Here is a 22782-nt window from a genome sequence, read left to right as displayed (position 1 = left end):
CTTACGCCTGGTGACCGTTGATGTAATCAATGGCAGCCTGAACAGTGGTGATTTTCTCAGCTTCTTCGTCCGGAATCTCAGTATCAAACTCTTCTTCCAGAGCCATTACCAGCTCAACGGTGTCAAGAGAATCAGCGCCCAGATCTTCAACGAAGGAAGCATTGTTGGTAACTTCTTCCTGCTTAACGCCCAGCTGTTCGCCGATGATTTTCTTAACGCGTTCTTCGATAGTGCTCATACTCTTAAATTTCCTATCAAAACTCGCTTTCGCGATGGTTTTCGTAGTGTATAAAATGTTGAAAAATTTGCAACTAAATCCCGGCAGGTCGTACCACGATTTTACGCTATTTTGCGGCTGTTTGCCCTCATAACGCAAATCATTTTGCACAAAACCGTACCCGGAACCGCACAGACTGCGCGGTTCCTGAACGTTTTGCGCAAAACTCGGTCAGACCATATACATTCCGCCGTTGACGTGCAGGGTTTCACCAGAGATGTAACCCGCTTCGTCAGAAGCTAAAAACGCAACCGCACTGGCGATTTCTTTTGCATCGCCGAGGCGACCCGCCGGAACTTGCGCCAGAATACCCGCACGCTGATCGTCAGATAGCGCACGCGTCATGTCCGTTTCAATAAAGCCCGGAGCAACAACGTTAACAGTAATACCGCGGGACGCGACTTCACGTGCCAGCGACTTACTAAAACCGATCAGACCCGCTTTCGCCGCAGCGTAGTTAGCCTGACCAGCATTTCCCATGGTACCGACCACAGAACCGATAGTAATAATGCGGCCATGACGCTTTTTCATCATAGCGCGCATTACTGCTTTTGACAGACGGAAAACTGATGACAGATTGGTTTCGATAATATCGTTCCACTCGTCATCTTTCATCCGCATTAACAGGTTATCACGAGTAATACCGGCATTATTAACCAGGATATCAACTTCACCAAATTCTGCGCGAATATTTCCCAGAACAGATTCGATAGATGCCGGGTCGGTCACATTCAGCAGCAGACCTTTACCGTTAGCACCTAAATAGTCGCTGATCGCCTGCGCACCGCTCTCGCTGGTGGCAGTACCGATAACCTTCGCGCCACGGGCGACGAGCGTTTCAGCGATTGCACGGCCGATCCCGCGACTTGCACCGGTAACCAGCGCGATTTTTCCTTCAAAACTCATGATATTCCTCTTTTATTGCTCAAGCGCCGCAGACAGCGCTGCAGGCTCGTTAAGCGCGGAAGCGGTCAGGGTGTCAACAATACGTTTAGTCAGGCCGGTGAGGACTTTACCCGGGCCCACCTCATACAGATGTTCTACGCCCTGAGAGGCCATAAACTCGACGCTTTTGGTCCACTGAACCGGGCTGTAAAGCTGGCGGATCAGCGCGTCGCGAATGGCGTCAGGCGCGGTTTCGCACTTCACATCAACGTTGTTCACCACCGCAATAGTCGGGGTGTTAAAGGTGATTTTTTGCAGCTCAACCGCCAGTTTTTCCGCCGCAGGCTTCATCAGCGCGCAGTGGGACGGGACGCTCACCGGCAGCGGCAGCGCGCGTTTGGCGCCGGCAGCTTTGCAGGCGGCGCCAGCGCGTTCTACGGCTTCTTTGTTGCCCGCGATAACCACCTGACCCGGGGAGTTGAAGTTGACCGGTGAAACCACCTGGCCTTCGGCAGACTCTTCGCAGGCTTTAGCAATTGACGCATCGTCGAGGCCAATGATGGCCGACATGGCGCCGGTACCTTCCGGTACCGCTTCCTGCATGAATTTGCCACGCATCTCAACCAGACGCACGGCGTCGGTGAAGTCGATCACCCCGCTGCAAACCAGCGCGGAGTATTCGCCAAGGCTATGGCCTGCCAGCAGAGTCGGCGCGTGGCCGCCCTGCTGCTGCCACGCGCGATACAGCGCCACGGAGGCGGTCAGCAGCGCGGGCTGGGTCTGCCAGGTTTTATTCAGTTCTTCTGCCGGGCCCTGCTGGGCAAGGGCCCACAGATCGTAACCCAACGCCGCGGAGGCTTCACGGAAAGTCTCTTCAATCACCGGATAAGCGGCTGCCATCTCTGACAACATGCCGACCGCCTGCGAGCCCTGTCCCGGGAACACAAAAGCAAATTGCGTCATCTCTAAATCCTTATACTAAAAACGAACCAGCGCGGAACCCCAGGTGAAACCGCCACCAAAGGCTTCCAGCAGAATCAGCTGACCGCGCTGAATGCGGCCATCGCGCACCGCTTCGTCCAGCGCGCAGGGAACGGAGGCGGCGGAGGTATTGCCGTGACGATCGAGCGTCACCACCACGTTGTCCATCGACATCCCAAGCTTTCTCGCCGTCGCGCTGATAATACGCAGGTTGGCCTGGTGCGGTACCAGCCAATCCAGGGCGGTACGCTCCAGATTGTTCGCCGCTAACGTCTCATCAACAATGTGCGCCAGCTCGGTCACGGCCACTTTAAAGACTTCGTTACCCGCCATCGTCAGATAGATCGGATTTTCCGGATCGACGCGATCGGCGTTAGGCAGCGTTAACAGCTCACCGTAGCGGCCGTCGGCGTGCAGATGGGTCGAGATAATGCCCGGCTCGCTGGACGCGCCCAGTACAACGGCGCCCGCGCCGTCGCCAAAAATAATGATCGTCCCGCGATCGGTTGGATCGCAGGTGCGCGCCAGAACGTCAGCGCCAATAACCAGCGCGTAGTCTACCGCACCGTTTTTGACATACTGGTCGGCGATGCTCAGGGCGTAGGTGAAGCCGGCACAGGCCGCGGCAACGTCAAACGCCGGGCAGCCGTTAATGCCCAACATAGACTGAATCTGACAGGCCGAACTCGGGAACGCGTGGGTGCCGGAGGTGGTCGCAACAATAATCAGACCAATTTGCTCCGGCTTAACGCCCGCCATATCCAGCGCATTTTTTGCAGCTTCAAAACCCAGCGTAGCAACGGTTTCATTCGGTGCGGCAATACGACGTTCACGGATACCCGTACGGGTGACAATCCACTCGTCAGACGTATCTACCATTTTTTCCAGGTCGGCGTTAGTACGCACTTGCTCAGGCAGATAACTGCCGGTACCAATAATCTTCGTATACATGTACGCTCAGTCACTCTTGGGTAACATACCCGCCTTGTTCAAGCCGCCGGGGCGTCAGTCCTGCTCGTTCGTCCCGCTTTGCTGTCGGGAGTTCCCGTTTCTGCCGCCCCCCGGCAGTTCAAAGCCTGCTGGGTATAAAGATTCCAGGCGAGCGGCGATCCGCTGAGGTATCTGCCGCTGCACCGCCTGCACTGCCTGCTCTATTGCAACGCTAAAGGCGCGCTGATTGGCAGCACCATGACTCTTAATCACGGAACCGCGCAATCCTAACAGACAGGCGCCATTATACTGGTCGGGGTTGAGGTGACTGAATCGCCTTGCGAGGCTTTTTTGTAACCAACGTTTCAATAACAGCAGCCACCACGACCGTTTTTTGCCCTCTCCCTGCGATTTCAGCAGCGAAAGAAACATTCTGACAACACCTTCCATAGTTTTTAATGTGACGTTGCCCGTGAATCCATCACAAACCAGTACATCGGTTTTGCCCGTCAATAGTTCATTGGCTTCAAGATAGCCTATATAGTTGAGAGACGGCAGCGTTTTCAAAACCGCCGCGGCGTCGCGAATGCTGCTGAGGCCCTTCATTTCTTCTTCGCCAATATTCAGCAGCGCGACGCGGGGATTTTCAATACCGACAACCTCTTCCGCCAGTACCGCCCCCATCACCGCAAACTGGACCAGCATGGTGCTGTCGCAGTCGACGTTGGCACCAAGATCCAGCACCACCGTTTTCCCCTTCTGCTGGTGCGGCAGTACCGTCACCAGCGCCGGGCGCTCAATCCCCTCAATGGGCTTGAGCAATAGTTTTGCCAGCCCCATCAGCGCGCCGGTATTGCCCGCGCTGACGCAGGCCTCTGCCCGCCCCTCTTTCACCAGCTCGAGCGCCATGCGCATTGAGCTTCCGCGGCTGCTGCGAATCGCCTGCGCGGGTCGCGCATCACTGGCAATAACTGACTGCGCAGGAATAACCTGCAGACGTGAACGTTGTTCGAAATCAGCTTTGGCAAGTAATGGCGTGATGGCGTCGGGGTCGCCGACTAAAAGAAGTGTGAGTTGCGAATTAGAGATCAGTGCCTGCAGTGCTGCAGGCACCGTCACGGAGGGACCAAAATCGCCCCCCATGACATCTAACGCCAGGGTTAGACGTGTCAAGGTATCGTCGCTGCCCGGTTCGGTTATTCCCCAGTTACCTGGGGAAATCCTCACTAAGCTTCACCACGCTTATACTCGTTGTCCTTCACGCTGCAGCACCGTTAACTGCACGGACTTCATGCAACACGAAGTTCATAGAGTATCGCGTGATTACTTAGTGATAACCTTGCGACCGCGGTAGAAACCGTCGGCAGTCATGTGGTGACGCAGGTGTTTCTCACCAGAAGTTTTGTCTACAGACAGGCTGGTGACTGCGGTCAGAGCGTCATGGGAACGACGCATGCCACGTTTGGAACGGGTTGGTTTATTCTGTTGTACGGCCATGGACCTTACTCCTCAATTACTTATTCTTTAAGCTGGCTAATACGGCAAATGGGTTTGGCTTCTGTGCCTCTGCAGGCAGTTCACCAAAAACCATGTCCGCGTCGGACACTTCACAGTGTTCAGAATCATGCACCGGAACTACAGGCAAGGAGAGAATAATTTCATCCTCAACCAGCGCTTGCAGATCGATTTCACCGAATTCGTTAACCTCAATCGGCTCATACGCTTCCGGCAGTGCTTCGGCCTGTTCGTCATTTCTGACCGGGCTGAAACAATACGTTGTGTGGACATGACGGGGGAACGGTTTCCCGCAACGCTGACATTCGAGGGTTACTGACACCGTCGCATCGCCGGTTATAACGGCAAGACGCTGGTTATCAATAGCGAACGACATGCTGCATTCCACATCGGTGTCCACGCTGACTACAGAATCGGCCACACGTGCTACCTGATCGCGAGCATAAATGCCCTGGTAATCAAGGCGTTTTTGAGCCGTGCGAACCGGGTCAAGAGTCAGGGGTAATTTTACTTTTTGCATAGGGCGCGCATATTAACTTTGTAATGTCATAGAGTCAAAGAAAAAGGCAGCCTCAGGTTGCCTTTTGCCATTTATTCGCACACATTGCGGCCCATAGTTTAAAATGATGCTCTTCGAAGCGCTATATGTGGATGAAAAAATATGTCTGAGCTTATCCTGGCGTCGACCTCGCCCTGGCGGCGCATGCTGCTGGAGAAACTCTCCGTGCCGTTTGAGTGCGCGGCGCCTGAGGTCGATGAAACCTCTCACCCCGGCGAGTCCGCTCGCCAGCTGGTCGTACGTCTGGCGCAGGCTAAGGCGCAGGCTCTCGCCGCCCGCTACCCGCAGCATCTCATTATAGGCTCCGATCAGGTTTGCGTCCTGGATGGCGAAATCACCGGTAAGCCGCATAGCGAAGAGAACGCCCACCTGCAGTTAAGAAAAGCCAGCGGCACCATCGTGACCTTTTACACCGGGCTGGCGCTCTACAACTCGGCGAACGGCCATCTGCAAACCGAATGCGAGCCCTTTGACGTTCATTTTCGCCATTTAAGCGAGCGGGAGATAGAGACCTACGTGCGTAAAGAGAACCCGCTGCAGTGCGCCGGGAGCTTTAAAAGCGAAGGGCTGGGGATCACGCTTTTCGAGCGCTTAGAAGGCCGGGACCCCAATACGCTGGTGGGCCTGCCGCTGATTGCGCTTTGTCAGATGCTGCGCAGAGAAGGCTATAACCCGCTGCTCGCCTGAAGCGCGGATCCACGTTCTGAGCATCACCGCCGCGGGCTTATCGGCCCGCGCGATGAAAGCGGCGGAGAGTGCATCCGCCGTTCCGCTACTTCTTGTCGCGTAGCACCTGCAGGCAGCGCTTCAGCTGGCCGTCCAGCGGCGCTTCAACGCGCATCACCTCACCCGTGCCCGGGTGGGTAAACTTCAGCGCCGCGGCGTGCAGGAACAGGCGATTGAGGCCGGTTCCCGTTAGCTGCTTATCGAATTCCCGATCGCCGTAGCGATCGTCAAACGCGATCGGGTGCCCGGCATACTGCGTGTGCACGCGAATCTGATGGGTTCGGCCGGTCACCGGGCTGCAGCGCACCAGCGTGGCGTCGGTAAAGCGCTCTTCTACCTTAAAGCGGGTTTCCGACGGCTTGCCTTCCTGATTCACGCGCACGATACGCTCGCCGCTTTGCAGAATGTTTTTCAGCAGCGGCGCCTGTACCACTTTGGTATGCGACTGCCACTGCCCGCGCACCAGCGCCAGATAATCCTTTTGCATCCCCTTCTCGCGCAGCTGCTCATGCAGCGAACGCAGCGCGGAACGCTTCTTCGCCACCAGCAGCACGCCGGAGGTATCGCGGTCAAGACGGTGCACCAGTTCGAGGAAGCGCGCCTCAGGACGCAGCGCGCGCAGGCCCTCAATCACGCCAAAGCTCAGGCCGCTGCCGCCGTGAACCGCGGTACCGGAAGGCTTGTTGAGCACCAGGATATGATCGTCTTCATACAGAATCACGTCCGCCAGAGCCGCGACTTTTTGCAGATGCGGGGAGACCGCGTCTTCCTCACGCTCGGCTACGCGGACCGGCGGAATACGGATCTCATCGCCTGCTTCCAGCTTGTACTCAGGCTTGACGCGTTTTTTGTTTACCCGCACCTCGCCTTTACGCAGAATGCGATAAATCATGCTCTTTGGTACGCCTTTAAGCTGCGTACGCAAAAAGTTATCGATGCGTTGCCCGGCTTCATCAGCGGTAATGGCAACCATTTTTACGGTTGGGGTCTCAGTTTTCATGGTGCGCGATTCTAAATAGCCCGACGCATTAGCGCCACTCATTTTTATATGCTTATATTTATCATTATCCGGTTTTCATCGTATGGGTCATCGTCGTTTTGTTTGTTATTAGAACAATCTGTATACGCAGGTGATAAAACTGTGAGTAACCGGGTGATAAAAGGTAAAAGTCAACTTGCTATAACAAGCTTAGCAATGGAATAATGATGCCGTTTTCCGTGTTGAATCTTGTTAGAACAAGAGATTAGCGGAATGACCAATTTTGTCTGACCGATCATCAACGCAGCAATGGCGTAAGACGTATTGATCTTTCAGACAGTTAGCGGGCTGCGGGTTGCAGTCCTTACCGGTACAGGCTCTATGGATTTCACGTCGCAGGAAGGCGTCGACTCCGGGTATCCCCGGGAGCTCATGATAATCGCATGATTGTGATGAGCAGGTTAAGCCAACACGCCTGCAACGTGAAAGACGATAGAATATACGCAAAATTATTCGAGATGCGTCATGGCAGCAAGAGAGTGAATCCCCGGAAGCCTGCATCGCCAGGTAACAGGGATGAACGAGCGCAGCCAGTGCAAAAGCAGCTCGATGCATGAAGCGTATAAATGGAATCTTCTCTGGTGATACATCCCAGGCAATTCCCCTGACAATTGCGCTGTGTTTCCGTTTGAAATGCAGGCGACCGACACTCTGCGCCTCTTAAGCGCGCGACAACCGTGAGGTTGGCGACGTGAAACAGACACGAGGCCATCGGTTTCCCCCGGCAAGGCGTTACTCTGCCCGCAGCTTAGTCGTCAATGTAAGAATAATGAGTAAGTTACGATGAAAAGAATGTTAATCAACGCAACTCAGCAGGAAGAGTTGCGCGTCGCCCTTGTTGATGGGCAGCGCCTGTACGACCTGGATATCGAAAGCCCCGGGCACGAACAGAAAAAAGCGAACATCTACAAAGGCAAAATCACCCGTATTGAACCTAGCCTGGAGGCCGCATTTGTTGATTACGGCGCCGAGCGTCATGGTTTCCTCCCTCTTAAAGAAATTGCCCGCGAATACTTCCCAGCCAGCTACAACGCTCACGGCCGTCCTAACATTAAGGATGTGCTGCGTGAAGGTCAGGAAGTTATCGTTCAGATTGATAAAGAAGAACGTGGCAACAAAGGCGCCGCGCTCACTACCTTTATCAGCCTGGCAGGCAGCTATCTGGTACTGATGCCGAATAACCCGCGCGCCGGCGGTATTTCCCGCCGCATCGAGGGTGACGATCGCACCGAGCTGAAAGAAGCGCTGGCCAGCCTCGAGCTGCCGGACGGTATGGGGCTAATTGTACGCACCGCGGGCGTCGGCAAATCTGCCGAAGCGCTGCAGTGGGACCTTAGCTTCCGCCTGAAGCACTGGGAAGCTATCCAGAAAGCCGCAGAAAGCCGCCCGGCGCCGTTCCTGATCCACCAGGAAAGCAACGTCATCGTGCGCGCGTTTCGCGACTACCTGCGTCAGGATATCGGTGAAATTCTTATCGATAACCCGAAAGTGCTTGAGCTGGCTCGCCAGCACATCGCCGCGCTGGGTCGTCCGGACTTCAGCAGCAAAATTAAGCTCTACACCGGTGAAATCCCGCTGTTCAGCCACTACCAAATCGAATCGCAGATCGAATCCGCTTTCCAGCGCGAAGTTCGTCTGCCGTCCGGCGGCTCTATCGTTATCGATAGCACCGAGGCGTTGACCGCGATCGATATCAACTCCGCACGCGCAACCCGCGGCGGCGACATCGAAGAAACCGCCTTCAACACCAACCTTGAAGCATCCGATGAGATTGCCCGCCAGCTGCGTCTGCGCGACCTCGGCGGTCTGATCGTTATCGACTTTATCGATATGACTCCGGTACGCCACCAGCGCGCGGTAGAAAACCGCCTGCGCGAAGCCGTACGTCAGGATCGCGCGCGCATCCAGATCAGCCATATTTCTCGCTTCGGCCTGCTCGAAATGTCGCGTCAGCGCCTGAGCCCGTCGCTCGGCGAATCCAGCCATCACGTCTGCCCGCGCTGTAGCGGCACCGGCACCGTGCGCGATAACGAATCCCTGTCGCTCTCCATTCTGCGTCTGATTGAAGAAGAAGCGCTGAAAGAGAATACCCAGGAAGTTCACGCGATCGTTCCTGTGCCAATTGCGTCCTATCTGCTAAACGAAAAACGTGCGGCGGTAAGCGCTATCGAAACCCGTCAGGGCGACGTGCGCGTTATCATCGTGCCGAACGATCAGATGGAAACCCCGCACTATTCCGTGCTGCGCGTGCGCAAAGGCGAAGAGACCTCTACCCTGAGCTATCTGCTGCCGAAGCTGCATGAAGAAGAGATGGCGCTGCCGGCTGATGAAGAACCGGCGGAACGTAAACGTCCGGAACAGCCGGCTCTGGCAACCTTCGTGATGCCGGATGCGCCGCCTGCACCGGCATATGAAGAGCCTGAAGCCGTCGCCGCAGCCGCCAGCGCACCGACAGCGGCCGTGGCCTCAGCGCCGGCCCAGCCGGGCCTGATTTCTCGCTTCTTTGGCGCCTTGAAAAATATCTTCTCTGGTACGGAAGAAGCCAAACCGGCTGAAGTCCAGGAAGAGAAAAAGGTCGAAGAGAAGCCGGAGCGCCAGCAGGAGCGTCGTAAACCGCGCACCAATAATCGCCGCGATCGTAACGATCGTCGTGACAACCGTGAAGGTCGTGATAGTCGCGATAACCGCGAAAATCGTGACAACCGCGACAACCGTGCAGAGCGCGATAACCGTGCAGAGCGTACCGATCGCGATAACCGCAGCGAAAATGGCGAAGGCCGTGAGTCTCGTGAATCTCGCGAGGAGAACCGCCGTAACCGTCGTGAGAAGCAGCAGCAGAACGTCGAGCAGCGCGAACCTCGCCAGGCCACCGGCGACGAAGCGGAAAAAGCGAAATCCCGTGACGAGCAGCCGCCGCGCCGTGAACGCAACCGTCGTCGTAATAATGACGATAAGCGTCAGGCACCGCTGGAAGCCGTTAAGGTACAGGATGAGCCGGTTGTTCTGCAGGAAGCTGAGCTGGAAGAGCGCGTTCAGAACATGCCGCGTCGTAAACCTCGCCAGCTGGCCCAGAAGGTTCGCATTGAATCTGCGGTAGCGGAAGTCGCCGTAGAAGCAGCTGAAGCCGTAGCTGAGAAAGCGCAGCCAGACGTTGTTGTGGCTCCGCGTACTGAACTGGCGAAAGTTGACCTGCCTGCGGTTGTTGAGACTCACGTCGAGCACGAAGAGAGCAACGAATCCCGTGATGCTAACGGTATGCCGCGTCGCTCCCGTCGTTCGCCGCGCCACCTGCGCGTGAGCGGCCAGCGTCGTCGTCGCTACCGCGACGAGCGTTATCCGACTCAATCACCGATGCCGCTGACCGTAGCCTGCGCGTCGCCGGAAATGGCTTCAGGTAAAATCTGGATCCGTTACCCGGTAGCCCGCCCGAACGACCAGCAGCAGGAAGAGCCGCAGGTTCAGGCTGTTGCCGAAACCGTCGCGCCAGCTGTTGTTGTCGAGCCAGCTGTTGTTACCGAGCCAGCTGTTGTTGCCGAGCAGATCGTTAGCGAACCGGCCGTTGCGGAAGTCATCGCGCCGGTCGCGACTGACGTCGCTGCCAGCGAAGCCGAAGCGCCGGAAGCGGCTGCGCAGATTATCGCCAGCGAACCGCAGGCGGCGCCTGAGGAAGTCGTTGCCGAGACCGTAGCCGAAGACGCAGTAGAAGCTGAAGTTGCTGAAGTTAAAGCAGAAGCTGAAGCCGTGGTTGAGCCTGCCATCGCCGCTGAGTCTGCAGCCGTAGACGAAGAAGCCGTGGTTGAGCAGACGGCTGCCGAGCCTGAAACCGCCGTCGTTGACGCCGAGCCTGCAGTCCAGGCAGAGGCGCCGGCTGAAGTGGAAGAGGCTGTGGCACCGCAGGTCGTTGACCCGGCACCGGCAGCAGCGCCGGCCCCTGTTGCCGCGGTAGCGCCCGCTCCCGTTGCCGCAGCGGCTATCGTTTCTGACCGCCACGCTACCGCACCGATGACCCGCGCCCCGGCTCCAGCCTACGAACCGGAAGCACCGCGTCGCAGCGACTGGGTTCGCCCGTCGTTCGCGTTCGACGGCAAAGGTTCTGCCGGCGGCCATAGCGCAACTCATCAGGCTACGGCGGAACCAACCCGCCCACAGTCCGTCGAGTAAGCGTTAAGTCTAAAAAAACCGGCCTCTGGCCGGTTTTTTTTATTCCCCTTCCGGGCGCTGCATGCCGGCAACCTGCGGCATAACCTCGCGCATCAGGTCGAGAAACTTGCGCAACCGGGTCGGATAGTACCGCGCCCACGGATAGACCAGATGGACCGGCAGCGAAGAAGCTCGCCACTGCGGGAACGGCTCGACCAGCCGTCCGGCAGCGATATCCTCCACCACCGCCCAGCTTGAAACGATAGCCACTCCCAATCCCGCCAGCGCGGTATTGCGCGCCACGTACACGCTGTCGGTGCTCAGGCACGGCACGATGCCGAAGACCTGCTGCTGACTTTGCTCCTGATGGAATAGCTTCACCTCATGCTGATAAAAGGTGCTGATCGCCACCCACGGCAGCTGCGACAGCTGCTGGGGCGTTTCTAATGCCGGATAGCGCGCCAGCAGAGAGGGAGAGGCAACCACGCTGCGCGGTACCTCAGCCAGCAGCACCGACACCGTCTCCGGATCGACTTCGGCCCCGACGCGAATCGCGCAATCGATATTATCGCTAAGAAAATCAACGTTTTTGTCATTCAGCATCCACTCTACGGAGAGCTGAGGGTAGCGCTGCAGAAAGCTGACCAGCGGCTCCAGCAGCTGCTGCTGGCCAAAAGCGTGCGGCGCGCGTACCCGCAGCACGCCAACGGGCCGGTCATCGGCAATGCTCAGGTCATCCTCCAGCGCCAGCCACGCGTCAACCACCCGACGCGCATGCTGATAGCAGCGCTCGCCGTCGTCGGTCAGCTTCATCGCATGGGTGGTTCGCAGAATAAGCTTGCTGCCCAGCAGCCCCTCCAGCGACTGCAGGCGCCGGCTCACCGTCGCCTGGGTCGTGGTCATCTGCAGCGCAGCGGCAGAAAGCGAGCCGGCTTCGACGATTCGAATAAAGGTGCGCATCAGTTCAATTCGGTCTATACGTTCCTGCCGTTTCATACCCACTATGCCTATACGTTTTGCGTATAACCGTTTTACCACCACGCTATCTACCGCGCCAGCCGGATTCAGGGAAAAATAGCGCCATCGCATCTACGAGGGCTTTATCATGGCACCGACAACACTCTCCTCCCGCGAAGCCGGCTGGATTATCTTCATACTCGCACTTGGCGCAGGTTTTAGCGTCGCCTCTATTTACTACGCGCAGCCGCTGCTGCCGCTGATGGGTGCCAATCTGCATCTTAGCGTCGAAGGCATGGGGCTGGTTCCTACCCTGACTCAGGCGGGCTACGCGCTCGGCATTCTGTTTCTTCTGCCGCTGGGCGATCGTCATGACCGTCGTACGCTCATTTTGCTGAAAAGCGCGGCGCTGGCCGTACTCCTGCTGCTGTGTAGCCTGACGGGGCAGCTCACTTCCCTGCTGATTGTCAGCCTGCTTATCGGTATGGCAGCGACGATGGCCCAGGACATCGTTCCGGCGGCCGCGATCCTCGCCCCGGCGGGGAAACAGGGAAAAATGGTCGGCACCGTCATGACCGGCCTGCTGCTGGGGATCCTGCTCTCAAGAACGGTGAGCGGCGTGGTCGGCGCGCTATTTGGCTGGCGGGTGATGTACCAGGCTGCGGCGGTAAGCATCGCGCTGATTGGCCTGCTGATGTGGCGGGTGGTGCCGCGGTTTGAAATTCACTCCGCGCTGAGCTATCCGCAGCTGATGAAGTCGATGGCGCACCTCTGGCAGCGCTACCCCGCCCTGCGCCGCGCCGCGCTGGCGCAGGGCTTTCTCTCCGTCGCCTTCAGCGCCTTCTGGTCAACGCTGGCGGTCATGCTGCTCGAACGCTATCAGATGGGCAGCGCCGTAGCCGGCGGATTCGGCATCGCCGGGGCCGCAGGCGCGCTCGCCGCACCGCTGGCCGGAGGCCTGGCGGATAAGTATGGCGCCGGGAAGGTCACCCAGCTGGGCGCCGCGCTGGTTACCCTCTCTTTTGCCCTGATGTTCCTGATGCCGGTACTGCCGCCTCACGGCCAGCTGGTGCTGATCGCTATCGCGGCTATCGGCTTCGACCTTGGCCTGCAGTCAAGCCTCGTTGCGCACCAGAACCTCGTCTACGGCCTGGAGCCGCAGGCCCGCGGCAGGCTGAACGCCCTGCTGTTCACCGGGGTCTTTATCGGTATGTCGCTCGGCTCCGTGCTCGGCAGCAGGCTGTACGTGATAGCCGGCTGGAGCGGCGTGGTGATTCTGGCCGTCGTCGCGGGCGCAATCGCCCTTGCCATTCGCCTGCTGGAAAACGCGCGGATCGCGGCGCTGCAGCGCGCAGGAGAATAAAAAAACCCGCTCCGCGCTGCGGAACGGGCCTGTTTCTACCCGGCGTTTAGCTTCAGGCCGTGCGTCGGGCAAACTCTTTCACCCTAAAGCCCAGCAGCAGCAGGCTGGCAAAATAGGCCACCACACCAACCCCCACCACCGCCATCAGGCGCAGCAGACGGAACGGCATGGTCCCCTGGGACCACTCCGGCATGATATACATCATCCCGAGCAGCGCCGCAGACATCACCAGCACCGCAATCACCAGACGCAGCAGGAAGGCAAACCAGCCCGGCTGCGGGGTGAATATTTTTTGCTTACGCAGCTGCCAGTAGAGCAACGCGGCATTGAGGCAGGCGGCAAGCCCGATTGAGAGCGACAGGCCGGCATGCTTCAGCGGGCCGATAAAGATCAGGTTCATCACCTGGGTCATAATCAGGGTGACGATGGCGATTTTAACCGGCGTTTTAATATCCTGGCGCGAGTAGAACCCCGGCGCCAGGACCTTGACGACAATTAGCCCCATCAGGCCGACGGAATAGGCCACCAGCGCGCGCTGGGTCATCGCCGCATCAAAGGCGCTAAACTTGCCGTACTGGAACAGAGCTACCGTCAGCGGCTTCGCGAGGATCCCCAGCGCCACCGCGCTCGGCAGGGCCAGCAGGAAGCACAGGCGCAGCCCCCAGTCCATCAAACGGCAGTACTCGTCATGATTGCCGCTGGCAAAGCTTTTCGACAGCGACGGCAGCAGGATAGTCCCCAGCGCCACGCCCAGCACGCCGGAGGGAAACTCCATCAGGCGATCGGCGTAGTACATCCAGGAGACCGACCCGGAAACGAGGAAAGAGGCGAATATGGTGTTGATAATCAGTGAGATCTGGCTGACGGATACGCCGAGGATCGCCGGCCCCATCTGTTTGACGACCCGCACCGCACCGGCGTCTTTCAGGCTGATACGCGGCAGCACCAGCATGCCGATTTTTTTCAGATGCGGCAGCTGATACGCCAGCTGCAGCACGCCGCCGACGGTGACCGCCCAGGCCATTGCCAGCATCGGCGGGTGGAAATACGGCGCCGCAAATAGCGCAAAGCCAATCATGCTGACGTTAAGGAAAGTCGGCGCAAAGGCGGGGACCGAAAAACGGTTCCAGGTATTAAGGATTGCGCCAGCTAACGAGGCCAGAGAGATAAGCAAAATATAGGGAAAGGTGATGCGCAGCAGCTGGGTCGTCAGCGCAAACTTATCCGGGGAGTCGGCAAACCCTGGCGCGGTCACGGTGATGACCCACGGCGCGGCCAGCATGCCGAGCACGGTCACGACCGCCAGAACCAGCGTCAGCAGGCCTGAAACGTAGGAGACAAATACGCGGGTAGCGTCTTCGCCCTGCTTGCTTTTATATTCAGCCAGTATCGGTACAAACGCCTGAGAAAACGCGCCTTCGGCAAAAATGCGCCGCAGCAGATTCGGTAATTTGAACGCCACAAAAAAGGCGTCCGTCGCCATGCCGGCACCAAAAATACGCGCGACGATGGCGTCTCGCGCAAAGCCCAGCACGCGCGAAAACATGGTCATCGAACTGACTGCCGCCAGTGATTTTAAAAGGTTCATTGAGGTGTTTTCCACAACCCTGAAGTAAAACGCCCGCAATGGCGGGCGCTGGAAAGTGGCGATAGTCTACCGGGTTCGTCATGAATTACTACTGCCAGATGTTACAACGAATTATTCGCTCATCGCCTCGCGCCACAGCTTTTCAACGATGCGCTGGGCCAGCAGCGCCTGTTCGCCAGCGGTTTCGGGAACCGTCTGATTTTGCACGCATTCGATAAAATGACGCGCGCAGCCGACAAAGCCGCGCTGCTCGAGGGTGGTTTGCCAGCCGGGAACCGGACGCTGAACCACGCCCTGACCGCGCTCTTCCTGCCACTCGCGCATATCGCGAACCTCATACAGGCCGCCGTCGGTAACCGCCTGCACCCACTCCCGCTGGCTGCCGGCGCGCCGGTGCATGCTGGTGGTGACCTCCAGCTGCGGCGAGCTGAAGCGGTGCTCAGCATAGAGCATTTCGCCCTGGGCGGTGGTTTGCAGCAGACCGCCGCTGAGACGCGCCTTCCCGCCGGCCAGCCACAGCGCGGTATCGACCACGTGCAGGTAGTCATCAAGCAGCGTAAAGCGCAGGTCGTGACCGACGCTGTCGCTGCGATGCTTATCCATACGCAGCGAGGCGGCATCGTCCAGATGCGCTTTCAGCTCGCGATAAAGCGGCGCAAAGCGACGGTTAAATCCGACCATCAGCGTCAGCCCGCGGCGGGCGGCCAGCTCGACCAGGGATTCGGCGTCGCTGAGCTTATCCGCCAGCGGCTTATCCACGCAAACGTGCACCCCGGCGCCAAGCAGCCGGCTGACGACCTCAAAATGCGAGGCCGTTGAGGTATGGACAAATACCGCATCGCACTGCGCCGCCAGCTGCTCCAGAGAGTCAGCGTAGGGTATGCGCCAGGTTTTGCAGACGCGCAGCGCCTTCTCTTTCCCCGGAGACCACGCCGCCTGCAGCGTCCAGCCGTCCGCGGCGCCTAACACCGGCAGCCAGGCCTTCTGCGCAATGCCGCCCAGCCCCACCACTCCAACGCGTAGTTTTGCCGTCACGATTAATCCCCCAGATGAGCCAGCAGCGAGGCCAGCCGCTCTTTAAGTTCCGCCACTTCGGCCTCCAGCACCTCAACCCGGGTCTGGAGATCGTCTCCCGACGGCGATACCGCTTCTACCGCCGTAATCAGCGAGTCCATATCATCGCAGAACAGATGCATGTAGCGGCATTCGCGCTTCCCCGGCTCGCGAGGCAGACGCGCGACGAACGGGCCATCTTCGCGGCCAGCCATCGTCTCGAGCACGCCTTCGATTTCCGCCATATCGCTGAATTCGTACATTCTCTGCGCCCGGCCGCGCAGCTCACCCGGGGTCTGCGCGCCGCGCAGCAGCAGCGTCGTGACCACCGCAACCTCCGCCGGGGTCAGCTTCAGATCGCCGAACTCGGAGTTGCAAAAGCGCTGTTCGTATTTGGTCACCCGATTGCCAAACCCGCTCACCGTGCGCAGGAAATGGCGCTTAACTAACGTATCCAGCAGATCCTGGATATCGCTTTCGCTGAGCGACATTACCGGCTCGCGGTTGGTTTTCTGGTTGCAGGCGGTCACCACCGCGTTGACCGATAGAGGATACTGCTCCGGCGTCGTGACCTGTTTCTCCAGCAGGCAGCCAATAACGCGCGCTTCGTGCGCGGTTAACTGATATTTCATGCTCTCTCCTTAGCGACCCGGGATCCAGTCCGGTGTCGTCAACGCCGTCAATACGTGGTCACGCCACTGGCCATCGATTAACAGATAATCTTTGGCGTAACCCTCTTTTTCAAAGCCAAGACGCGCCAGCAAATCGCCGCTGCGCTGGTTGTGCGGCATATAGTTGGCCATAATGCGATGGATATGCTGCGTGCGCTGCATATAGCGAATCGCCGAAGTCAGCGCTTCAAACATCAGCCCCTGCCCCTGCCACTTCTCGCCGATGGAGTAGCCGAGGTAGCAGGCATGAAACGAGCCGCGCACCACGTTCGAAAAATTCGCCACGCCGACTATCTCTTTTTCTTCCGGATCGAGGAGCGCAAAGTAGAACGCCGATCCCTGCTTATGAAACTCCGAAATCATCGACAAGCGCGCCTGCCAGCCGGAGGGGTAGCAGTGGCTGTCATCGCGCACCGGCTCCCAGGGTTTTAAGAACCCTTTATTCTCCGCGTAGTAGTCGGCCAGACGCCAGGCGTCACGATCGTGGACCAGCCGCGTCACCAGCCTGTCCGTCGTCAAACGCACCTTTGGTACGTTACTGCGGTAGCCAAACATTCCCCTCTCCTGTTCCCCTGACTTATTACCCTGCTCCCTTCACTATACCTGTCCTGAACGACGGTGTGAAAACAGCAACATACCATTTTCTGCACCATCTCCCCTTTTCGATGAATAGCCTCTATCAAACTTGCTTTTTGATAAAAAAATATTGTCGCAGGTACGCTGGGAAACGCCCGCGCTTCCCCGCACACTAGAAGGGCTAATCTTTATTTTCCCAGGAGGGGAAATGTCCCGCGTATCGCAGGCAAGGAGCCTGGGTAAATACTTCCTGTTGGTCGACAATATGCTGGTCGTTCTCGGCTTTTTTGTCGTATTCCCGCTGATTTCCATTCGCTTTGTTGACCAGATGGGCTGGGCCGCGCTGATGGTTGGTGTCGCCCTCGGCCTGCGCCAGCTGGTTCAGCAGGGTCTGGGGATTTTTGGCGGGGCGGTTGCCGACCGCTTTGGCGCCAAGCCGATGATCGTCACCGGTATGCTGATGCGCGCGGGCGGCTTTGCCGCGATGGCGGTAGCCCACGAGCCGTGGGTACTCTGGCTATCCTGCATTCTCTCTGGCCTCGGCGGAACGCTGTTTGACCCGCCGCGCGCGGCGCTGGTGGTTAAGCTGGTGCGTCCGCATCAGCGCGGCCGCTTCTTTTCACTTCTGATGATGCAGGACAGCGCCGGCGCGGTCATCGGCGCCCTGCTCGGCAGCTGGCTGTTACAGTACGATTTCCGCCTCGTCTGCAGCGTAGGCGCGGCGCTGTTCGTCGCCTGCGCCGGCTTTAACGCCTGGTATCTCCCGGCGTGGAAGCTGTCGACGGTAAAAACGCCGGTGCGCGAGGGGCTGGGGCGCGTGCTGCGCGACAGGCGCTTCGTGACCTATGTTCTGACGCTAACCGGCTATTACATGCTGGCGGTGCAGGTCATGCTGATGCTGCCGATTATGGTCAACGACATCGCCGGCTCCCCTGCCGCCGTCAAATGGATGTATGCCATTGAAGCGGCTATCTCCCTGACGCTGCTCTATCCGATTGCCCGCTGGAGTGAAAAACGCTATCGGCTGGAGCATCGGCTGATGGCCGGCCTGCTGGTCATGACGCTGGCCATGCTGCCGATCGGCTTAACCAGCAACCTGCAGCAGCTGTTTACGCTGATTTGCATTTTCTATATGGGTTCGATCATCGCCGAGCCGGCGCGTGAAACGCTGGGCGCATCGCTGGCCGACGCCCGCGCGCGCGGCAGCTATATGGGCTTTAGTCGACTGGGGCTGGCCTTTGGAGGGGCCTTTGGCTACGCTGGCGGCGGGTGGCTATTTGACGCCGGTAAAGCGGTCAATCAGCCGGAGCTGCCGTGGCTGATGCTGGGTATTATCGGCTTCATCACCTTTATCGCCCTGTGGTGGCAATTCAGCGCCAGGCGTTCGGCCTCCGGCATGCTGGAGCCGCGAACCTGATTCGATGCGTCATGCCGGGCTGATTTTCAGCATTTTCCGCTAGCGCCTGCGGTGCTGGCAGGCCATGCTGCTTTGTGTCAGGATGAGTCCATGGCATTACGTTAAGGAACCCAATGAAAAAGATGTTTATCGTGGCCGCGCTTATCGTTAGCGGCCTCCTGAGCGGCTGTAATCAGCTTACGCAGTATTCGGTAAGCGAACAGGAAATTAATCAGGCGCTGCAGAAACGTAATCACTTCGCCAAGGATATCGGCCTGCCGGGCGTGGCGGATGCGCATATTGAACTGCACGATTTAACCAGCGCGATTGGTCGCGAGGAGCCGAATAAGGTGACTCTGAGCGGCGTTGCCAGCCTGGATCTCAATTCGCTGTTCGGTAATCAAAAAGCCACGATTGACCTTAAGCTGAAAGCGCTGCCGGTCTTCAACAAGGAAAAAGGAGCGATCTTCCTGCAGGAAATGGAAGTCGTCGATGCGAAAGTTGCGCCGGAGAAGCTGCAGTCGGTCGTGCAGACGCTTATCCCCTACCTGAATCAATCCCTGCGCAGCTATTTTAACCAGCAGCCCGCCTACGTTCTGCGCGAAGACGCCAGCACCGGTGAAGCGCTGGCGAAAAAGTACGCGAAAGGCATAGAGGTCAAGCCGGGTGAGATAATCATCCCCTTCACCAATTAACATCACGGGCGCCAGGCGCCCGTTTTTTTACGGAAGTTGATGCAAAGGAAAACGTTTACGCTTATCCTTTGTGCCCGGTGAAAAACAGCCCTGATGACTGAACCTATTAGCCGGAGCCTTCCATGACAGCACAACCCCAGGTACTGAAAATCCGTCGCCCTGACGACTGGCACATCCATCTGCGCGATGACGATATGCTGGAAACCGTCGTGCCTTATACCAGCGAGTTTTACGGTCGGGCGATCGTGATGCCGAATCTGGCGCCGCCTGTCACCACCGTTGAAGCCGCCGTCGCCTATCGCCAGCGGATCCTTAACGCCGTGCCCGCCGGGCATGACTTTACCCCTTTGATGACCTGCTACCTCACCGATACGCTCGATCCCGCCGAGCTGGAACGCGGATTTGAGGCCGGCGTTTTCACCGCGGCTAAACTCTACCCGGCCAATGCCACCACTAACTCCAGCCACGGCGTGACCAGCATCGATACCATTATGCCGGTGCTTGAGCGCATGGAGAAACTCGGCATGCCGCTGCTGGTCCATGGCGAAGTCACGCACGCGGAAATCGATATTTTCGATCGCGAGGCGCGCTTTATCGAGACGGTCATGGAGCCGCTGCGCCAGCGCCTGCCAGGCCTTAAGGTGGTGTTCGAACATATCACCACCAAAGACGCCGCAGAGTACGTTCGCGATGGCAACGAGCTGCTGGCCGCCACCATTACGCCGCAGCATCTGATGTTTAACCGTAACCACATGCTGGTCGGCGGTATTCGTCCGCACCTTTACTGCCTGCCGATCCTCAAACGCAATATTCACCAGCAGGCGCTGCGCGAGCTGGTCGCCAGCGGCTTTACCCGCGCGTTTCTCGGCACCGACTCCGCGCCGCACGCCCGTCATCGTAAGGAAGCCAGCTGCGGCTGCGCCGGCTGCTTTAATGCGCCGACCGCGCTGGGTAGCTACGCAACGGTGTTTGAAGAGATGGATGCGCTGCAGCACTTCGAGGCGTTTTGCTCGCTTAACGGCCCGCGCTTCTACGGCCTGCCGGTCAACGAGACCTTTGTTGAGCTGGTGCGCGAAGAGAGCGTTGTGGCAGAGAGCATCGCGCTGCCTGGCGACACGCTGGTCCCCTTCCTGGCCGGTGAAACCGTGCGCTGGACGATGAAAAAATAAAATGCTGCCCTCTGTTGTAAATATGCAAATGATACTGTATAAATAAACAGTATATTACACAGGGGGCTATCATGCGCATCGAAGTGTCTATCGCCAAAACTACCGCCTTACCGAGCGGCGCTTTAGAAGCGCTGAATAATGAACTCTCCCGACGTATCGATCAGCAGTTCCCGGCCAAACCAAGCCAGGTAACCGTACGCTTCGCCACCGCTAACAATCTTTCCGTTATTGGTGGCCTTAAAGAAGATAAAGACCGGATAAGCGAAATCCTGCAAGAAACCTGGGAAAGCGCTGATGACTGGTTTATCCACGACGTACCCTGAGTCATTCGGGTTGCATGCAGGCGGCGGCGCAAAAAACTCAGGTCGTTCATCGAGGTTTTTGCCTGTTCCATGCTCATGCGCTCGAAGTCTGACCGGTACAGCAAATTAATTTGCTCCCTCATTGTGCTTCTTTTGCCGGGTCGCCCCGGCTTTTTTATTCCCTCTTCCTGAATACTCAGACTTTTCTTTAATTTCCTGATTATTTCCTTACAAAATAACGTACAGCGGGACAAAATTTGCGCAAAAAAGCGGCAAAAAGAGAAAAGCTCGCCCCGCGCGCGTTAATTTCTCGAGTTTATTCTTAACTCCTGATATAATTAACTTGCTTCAAAAAATATGCATTAAACCTCGAGAATTGTTGTCTTTTAACATATGAATAAGGGGTTATGATGGAAAAGAATAATGAAGTCATCCAGACCCATCCCCTCGTCGGATGGGACATCAGCACCGTAGACAGCTACGACGCGCTGATGTTGCGCCTGCACTACCAGAACCCCACTCATGAAAGCAGTAATGAAGCTGAAATTGGCCAGACTTTATGGCTGACGACGGACGTCGCACGTCAATTTATTTCTATTCTTGAAGCCGGCATTGCGAAGATTGAAGCAGGTGAATACCAGGTCAATGAGTACCGCAGACATTAGTGATTCTGCTGTCATCCATATACTCTAACTAAACGGGCACCGATTGGTGCCTGATTTATTTTCGGGCTTGAATAAGTGCGGGTTGTTAATTACCCTGCTAATAAAGCAAAAACCCGGAACATACCATGCAATACGACCTCATCATTATCGGCAGCGGCTCAACCGGCGCCGCCGCAGGCTATTACGCTCGTCGCGCAGGACTCAACGTTCTGATGGTCGACGCCCACCAGCCTCCGCATCAGGAAGGCAGTCATCACGGCAATACGCGTCTTATCCGCCACGCCTATGGTGAAGGTGAAAAATATGTCCCTCTGGTGCTGCGGGCGCAGCAGCTGTGGGATGAACTGGCGACCCTCAGCGGTGAAGCCGTTTTTGAGCGTACCGGGGTTATCAATCTTGGCCCGGCGGAGTCTGCGTTTCTCACCAACGTCATGAACAGCGCTCGTGAATTTGAGCTCAACGTTGAAGAGATGGACGCCCAGGCTATTATGGCCCGCTGGCCGGAGATTCGCGTGCCTGAGGGCTATCGCGGGGTTTTTGAGCCGGCATCAGGCGTCCTGCGCAGCGAGCTGGCGATTGAAACCTGGATTCACCTGGCCCGTGAAGCGGGCTGCGCGCAGCTGTTCAACTGTCCGGTCACCGCTATCGAACATCACCAGGACGGCGTCACTATCGACACCGCCGACGGTCAGTACAGCGCTAAAAAACTGCTGATCAGCGCCGGTACCTGGGTGACGCGCCTGCTGCCGGAGCTGCCGGTTCAGCCGGTGCGCAAAATCTTTGCCTGGTTCCAGGCCGATGGCCGCTACAGCCGCAAAAATAACTTCCCGGCGTTTACCGGCGAGCTGCCCAACGGCGACCAGTTCTACGGCTTCCCGGCGGAAGATAATGAACTCAAGATAGGCAAACACAACGGCGGGCAGCTTATTTCCAGTGCACAAGAGCGCACGCCGTTTGGCAGCGTGGCGACGGACGGTTCGGAATCGTTCAGTTTCCTGCGCAACGTCCTGCCCGGCATCGGCGGCTGCCTGCACGGCGCATCCTGCACCTATGACAATACGCCGGATGAGGATTTCATTATCGATACTCTCCCCGGTCATCCGCAAACCCTGCTCATCAGTGGATTGAGCGGTCATGGCTTTAAGTTTGCGCCGGTTTTGGGCGAAATCGCCGTCCAGTTTGCCCGCGGAGAATCGTCAGCCTTTGATCTGACCCCCTTCTCGCTGGCCCGCTTTCAGCAATAATAGCCCACCCGCGGTGCCGCCACCGCACCGATAAAAAAACGGCCTCATCGG

At 57.7% G+C, this 22782-nt stretch carries 22 protein-coding genes; 9 read left to right on the top strand and 13 right to left on the bottom strand.

Annotated elements, in window-relative coordinates; all coding sequences use genetic code 11:
* Window position 1: 1 nt before the first annotated feature.
* The 7 genes from acpP to yceD all read right to left on the bottom strand — a co-directional run bounded on the left by acpP (window position 2) and on the right by yceD (window position 5108).
* Entirely contained in the window at window positions 2–238 is a 237-nt protein-coding gene (acpP, locus tag EDF75_RS04960; protein WP_000103754.1) for an acyl carrier protein, read from the bottom strand.
* A gap of 210 nt (window positions 239–448) precedes the next feature.
* Window positions 449–1183 carry a 3-oxoacyl-ACP reductase FabG gene (gene fabG / locus EDF75_RS04955; protein ID WP_041144966.1) on the bottom strand — a complete coding sequence of 245 codons (735 nt, stop codon included), beginning with the start codon at window positions 1181–1183 and terminating at the stop codon, window positions 449–451.
* A 12-nt stretch (window positions 1184–1195) separates the two neighbouring features.
* On the bottom strand, window positions 1196–2125 hold the full coding sequence (fabD, locus tag EDF75_RS04950) for an ACP S-malonyltransferase (RefSeq protein ID WP_133597477.1): 930 nt from the start codon (window positions 2123–2125) through the stop codon (window positions 1196–1198).
* Between the two features lie 15 nt (window positions 2126–2140).
* Window positions 2141–3094, bottom strand: a complete 954-nt coding sequence (locus EDF75_RS04945; protein ID WP_133597475.1) for a beta-ketoacyl-ACP synthase III — start codon at window positions 3092–3094, stop codon at window positions 2141–2143.
* A 54-nt stretch (window positions 3095–3148) separates the two neighbouring features.
* Window positions 3149–4246, bottom strand: coding sequence for a phosphate acyltransferase PlsX (gene plsX, locus EDF75_RS04940; RefSeq protein WP_206110955.1), 1098 nt, complete (start codon window positions 4244–4246; stop codon window positions 3149–3151).
* A gap of 150 nt (window positions 4247–4396) precedes the next feature.
* Window positions 4397–4570: a 50S ribosomal protein L32 gene (rpmF, locus tag EDF75_RS04935; protein WP_071844907.1), complete on the bottom strand. Its 174-nt coding sequence runs from the start codon at window positions 4568–4570 to the stop codon at window positions 4397–4399.
* 16 nt (window positions 4571–4586) lie between these two features.
* The gene (yceD, locus tag EDF75_RS04930) at window positions 4587–5108 is read right to left on the bottom strand and encodes a 23S rRNA accumulation protein YceD (protein ID WP_041144962.1); all 522 of its coding nucleotides are present in this window, start codon (window positions 5106–5108) and stop codon (window positions 4587–4589) included.
* A gap of 141 nt (window positions 5109–5249) precedes the next feature.
* On the opposite strand from yceD, the gene EDF75_RS04925 reads away from it, so the two are divergent.
* Window positions 5250–5834: a Maf family protein gene (locus tag EDF75_RS04925; protein ID WP_133597473.1), complete on the top strand. Its 585-nt coding sequence runs from the start codon at window positions 5250–5252 to the stop codon at window positions 5832–5834.
* An 85-nt stretch (window positions 5835–5919) separates the two neighbouring features.
* On the opposite strand, the gene rluC is transcribed toward EDF75_RS04925, so the two are convergent.
* Window positions 5920–6873 (bottom strand): 23S rRNA pseudouridine(955/2504/2580) synthase RluC, encoded by a 954-nt coding sequence (gene rluC, locus EDF75_RS04920; RefSeq protein ID WP_166646121.1) that lies wholly within the window; start codon window positions 6871–6873, stop codon window positions 5920–5922.
* 822 nt (window positions 6874–7695) lie between these two features.
* On the opposite strand from rluC, the gene rne reads away from it, so the two are divergent.
* A complete protein-coding gene (gene rne, locus EDF75_RS04910; protein ID WP_133597471.1) occupies window positions 7696–11073 on the top strand; it encodes a ribonuclease E in 3378 nt (1125 codons plus the stop codon).
* A gap of 39 nt (window positions 11074–11112) precedes the next feature.
* On the opposite strand, the gene EDF75_RS04905 is transcribed toward rne, so the two are convergent.
* Window positions 11113–12141 carry a LysR family transcriptional regulator gene (locus EDF75_RS04905; RefSeq protein WP_166646120.1) on the bottom strand — a complete coding sequence of 343 codons (1029 nt, stop codon included), beginning with the start codon at window positions 12139–12141 and terminating at the stop codon, window positions 11113–11115.
* A 16-nt stretch (window positions 12142–12157) separates the two neighbouring features.
* Here EDF75_RS04905 and EDF75_RS04900 point away from each other — a divergent pair, with 16 nt between their 5' ends.
* Complete coding sequence (locus EDF75_RS04900) at window positions 12158–13372, top strand: MFS transporter (protein ID WP_133597469.1); 1215 nt, start codon at window positions 12158–12160, stop codon at window positions 13370–13372.
* Window positions 13373–13424: 52 nt separating this feature from the next.
* Here the strand turns inward: EDF75_RS04900 and murJ are convergent, their stop codons facing one another.
* The 4 genes from murJ to rimJ form a co-directional block, all read right to left on the bottom strand.
* Entirely contained in the window at window positions 13425–14960 is a 1536-nt protein-coding gene (murJ, locus tag EDF75_RS04895; protein WP_133597467.1) for a murein biosynthesis integral membrane protein MurJ, read from the bottom strand.
* Window positions 14961–15071: 111 nt separating this feature from the next.
* On the bottom strand, window positions 15072–15995 hold the full coding sequence (locus tag EDF75_RS04890) for a Gfo/Idh/MocA family protein (protein WP_133597465.1): 924 nt from the start codon (window positions 15993–15995) through the stop codon (window positions 15072–15074).
* Between the two features lie 2 nt (window positions 15996–15997).
* The gene (locus tag EDF75_RS04885; RefSeq protein WP_133597462.1) at window positions 15998–16645 is read right to left on the bottom strand and encodes a YceH family protein; all 648 of its coding nucleotides are present in this window, start codon (window positions 16643–16645) and stop codon (window positions 15998–16000) included.
* Between the two features lie 9 nt (window positions 16646–16654).
* Window positions 16655–17239, bottom strand: a complete 585-nt coding sequence (gene rimJ, locus EDF75_RS04880; protein WP_045854832.1) for a ribosomal protein S5-alanine N-acetyltransferase — start codon at window positions 17237–17239, stop codon at window positions 16655–16657.
* Window positions 17240–17468: 229 nt separating this feature from the next.
* Here rimJ and mdtH point away from each other — a divergent pair, with 229 nt between their 5' ends.
* From mdtH to solA, 6 genes are all read left to right on the top strand, one after another.
* Window positions 17469–18677 carry a multidrug efflux MFS transporter MdtH gene (gene mdtH / locus EDF75_RS04875; protein ID WP_133597460.1) on the top strand — a complete coding sequence of 403 codons (1209 nt, stop codon included), beginning with the start codon at window positions 17469–17471 and terminating at the stop codon, window positions 18675–18677.
* 113 nt (window positions 18678–18790) lie between these two features.
* The gene (locus EDF75_RS04870; protein ID WP_045854830.1) at window positions 18791–19351 is read left to right on the top strand and encodes a lipoprotein; all 561 of its coding nucleotides are present in this window, start codon (window positions 18791–18793) and stop codon (window positions 19349–19351) included.
* Window positions 19352–19473: 122 nt separating this feature from the next.
* The gene (pyrC, locus tag EDF75_RS04865) at window positions 19474–20520 is read left to right on the top strand and encodes a dihydroorotase (RefSeq protein WP_133597459.1); all 1047 of its coding nucleotides are present in this window, start codon (window positions 19474–19476) and stop codon (window positions 20518–20520) included.
* Between the two features lie 71 nt (window positions 20521–20591).
* Complete coding sequence (gene dinI, locus EDF75_RS04860) at window positions 20592–20843, top strand: DNA damage-inducible protein I (RefSeq protein ID WP_041144950.1); 252 nt, start codon at window positions 20592–20594, stop codon at window positions 20841–20843.
* 389 nt (window positions 20844–21232) lie between these two features.
* Entirely contained in the window at window positions 21233–21487 is a 255-nt protein-coding gene (gene bssS, locus EDF75_RS04855) for a biofilm formation regulator BssS (RefSeq protein WP_041144949.1), read from the top strand.
* 125 nt (window positions 21488–21612) lie between these two features.
* Complete coding sequence (solA, locus tag EDF75_RS04850; RefSeq protein ID WP_133597457.1) at window positions 21613–22731, top strand: N-methyl-L-tryptophan oxidase; 1119 nt, start codon at window positions 21613–21615, stop codon at window positions 22729–22731.
* The last annotated feature ends 51 nt before the right edge of the window (window positions 22732–22782 follow it).

The organism is Klebsiella sp. BIGb0149 (assembly GCF_004362605.1).
Taxonomy (GTDB): domain Bacteria; phylum Pseudomonadota; class Gammaproteobacteria; order Enterobacterales; family Enterobacteriaceae; genus Klebsiella; species Klebsiella terrigena.
Note: the sequence above shows the minus strand (reverse complement) of the source record. Positions and strands in the feature narration are given on the sequence as shown.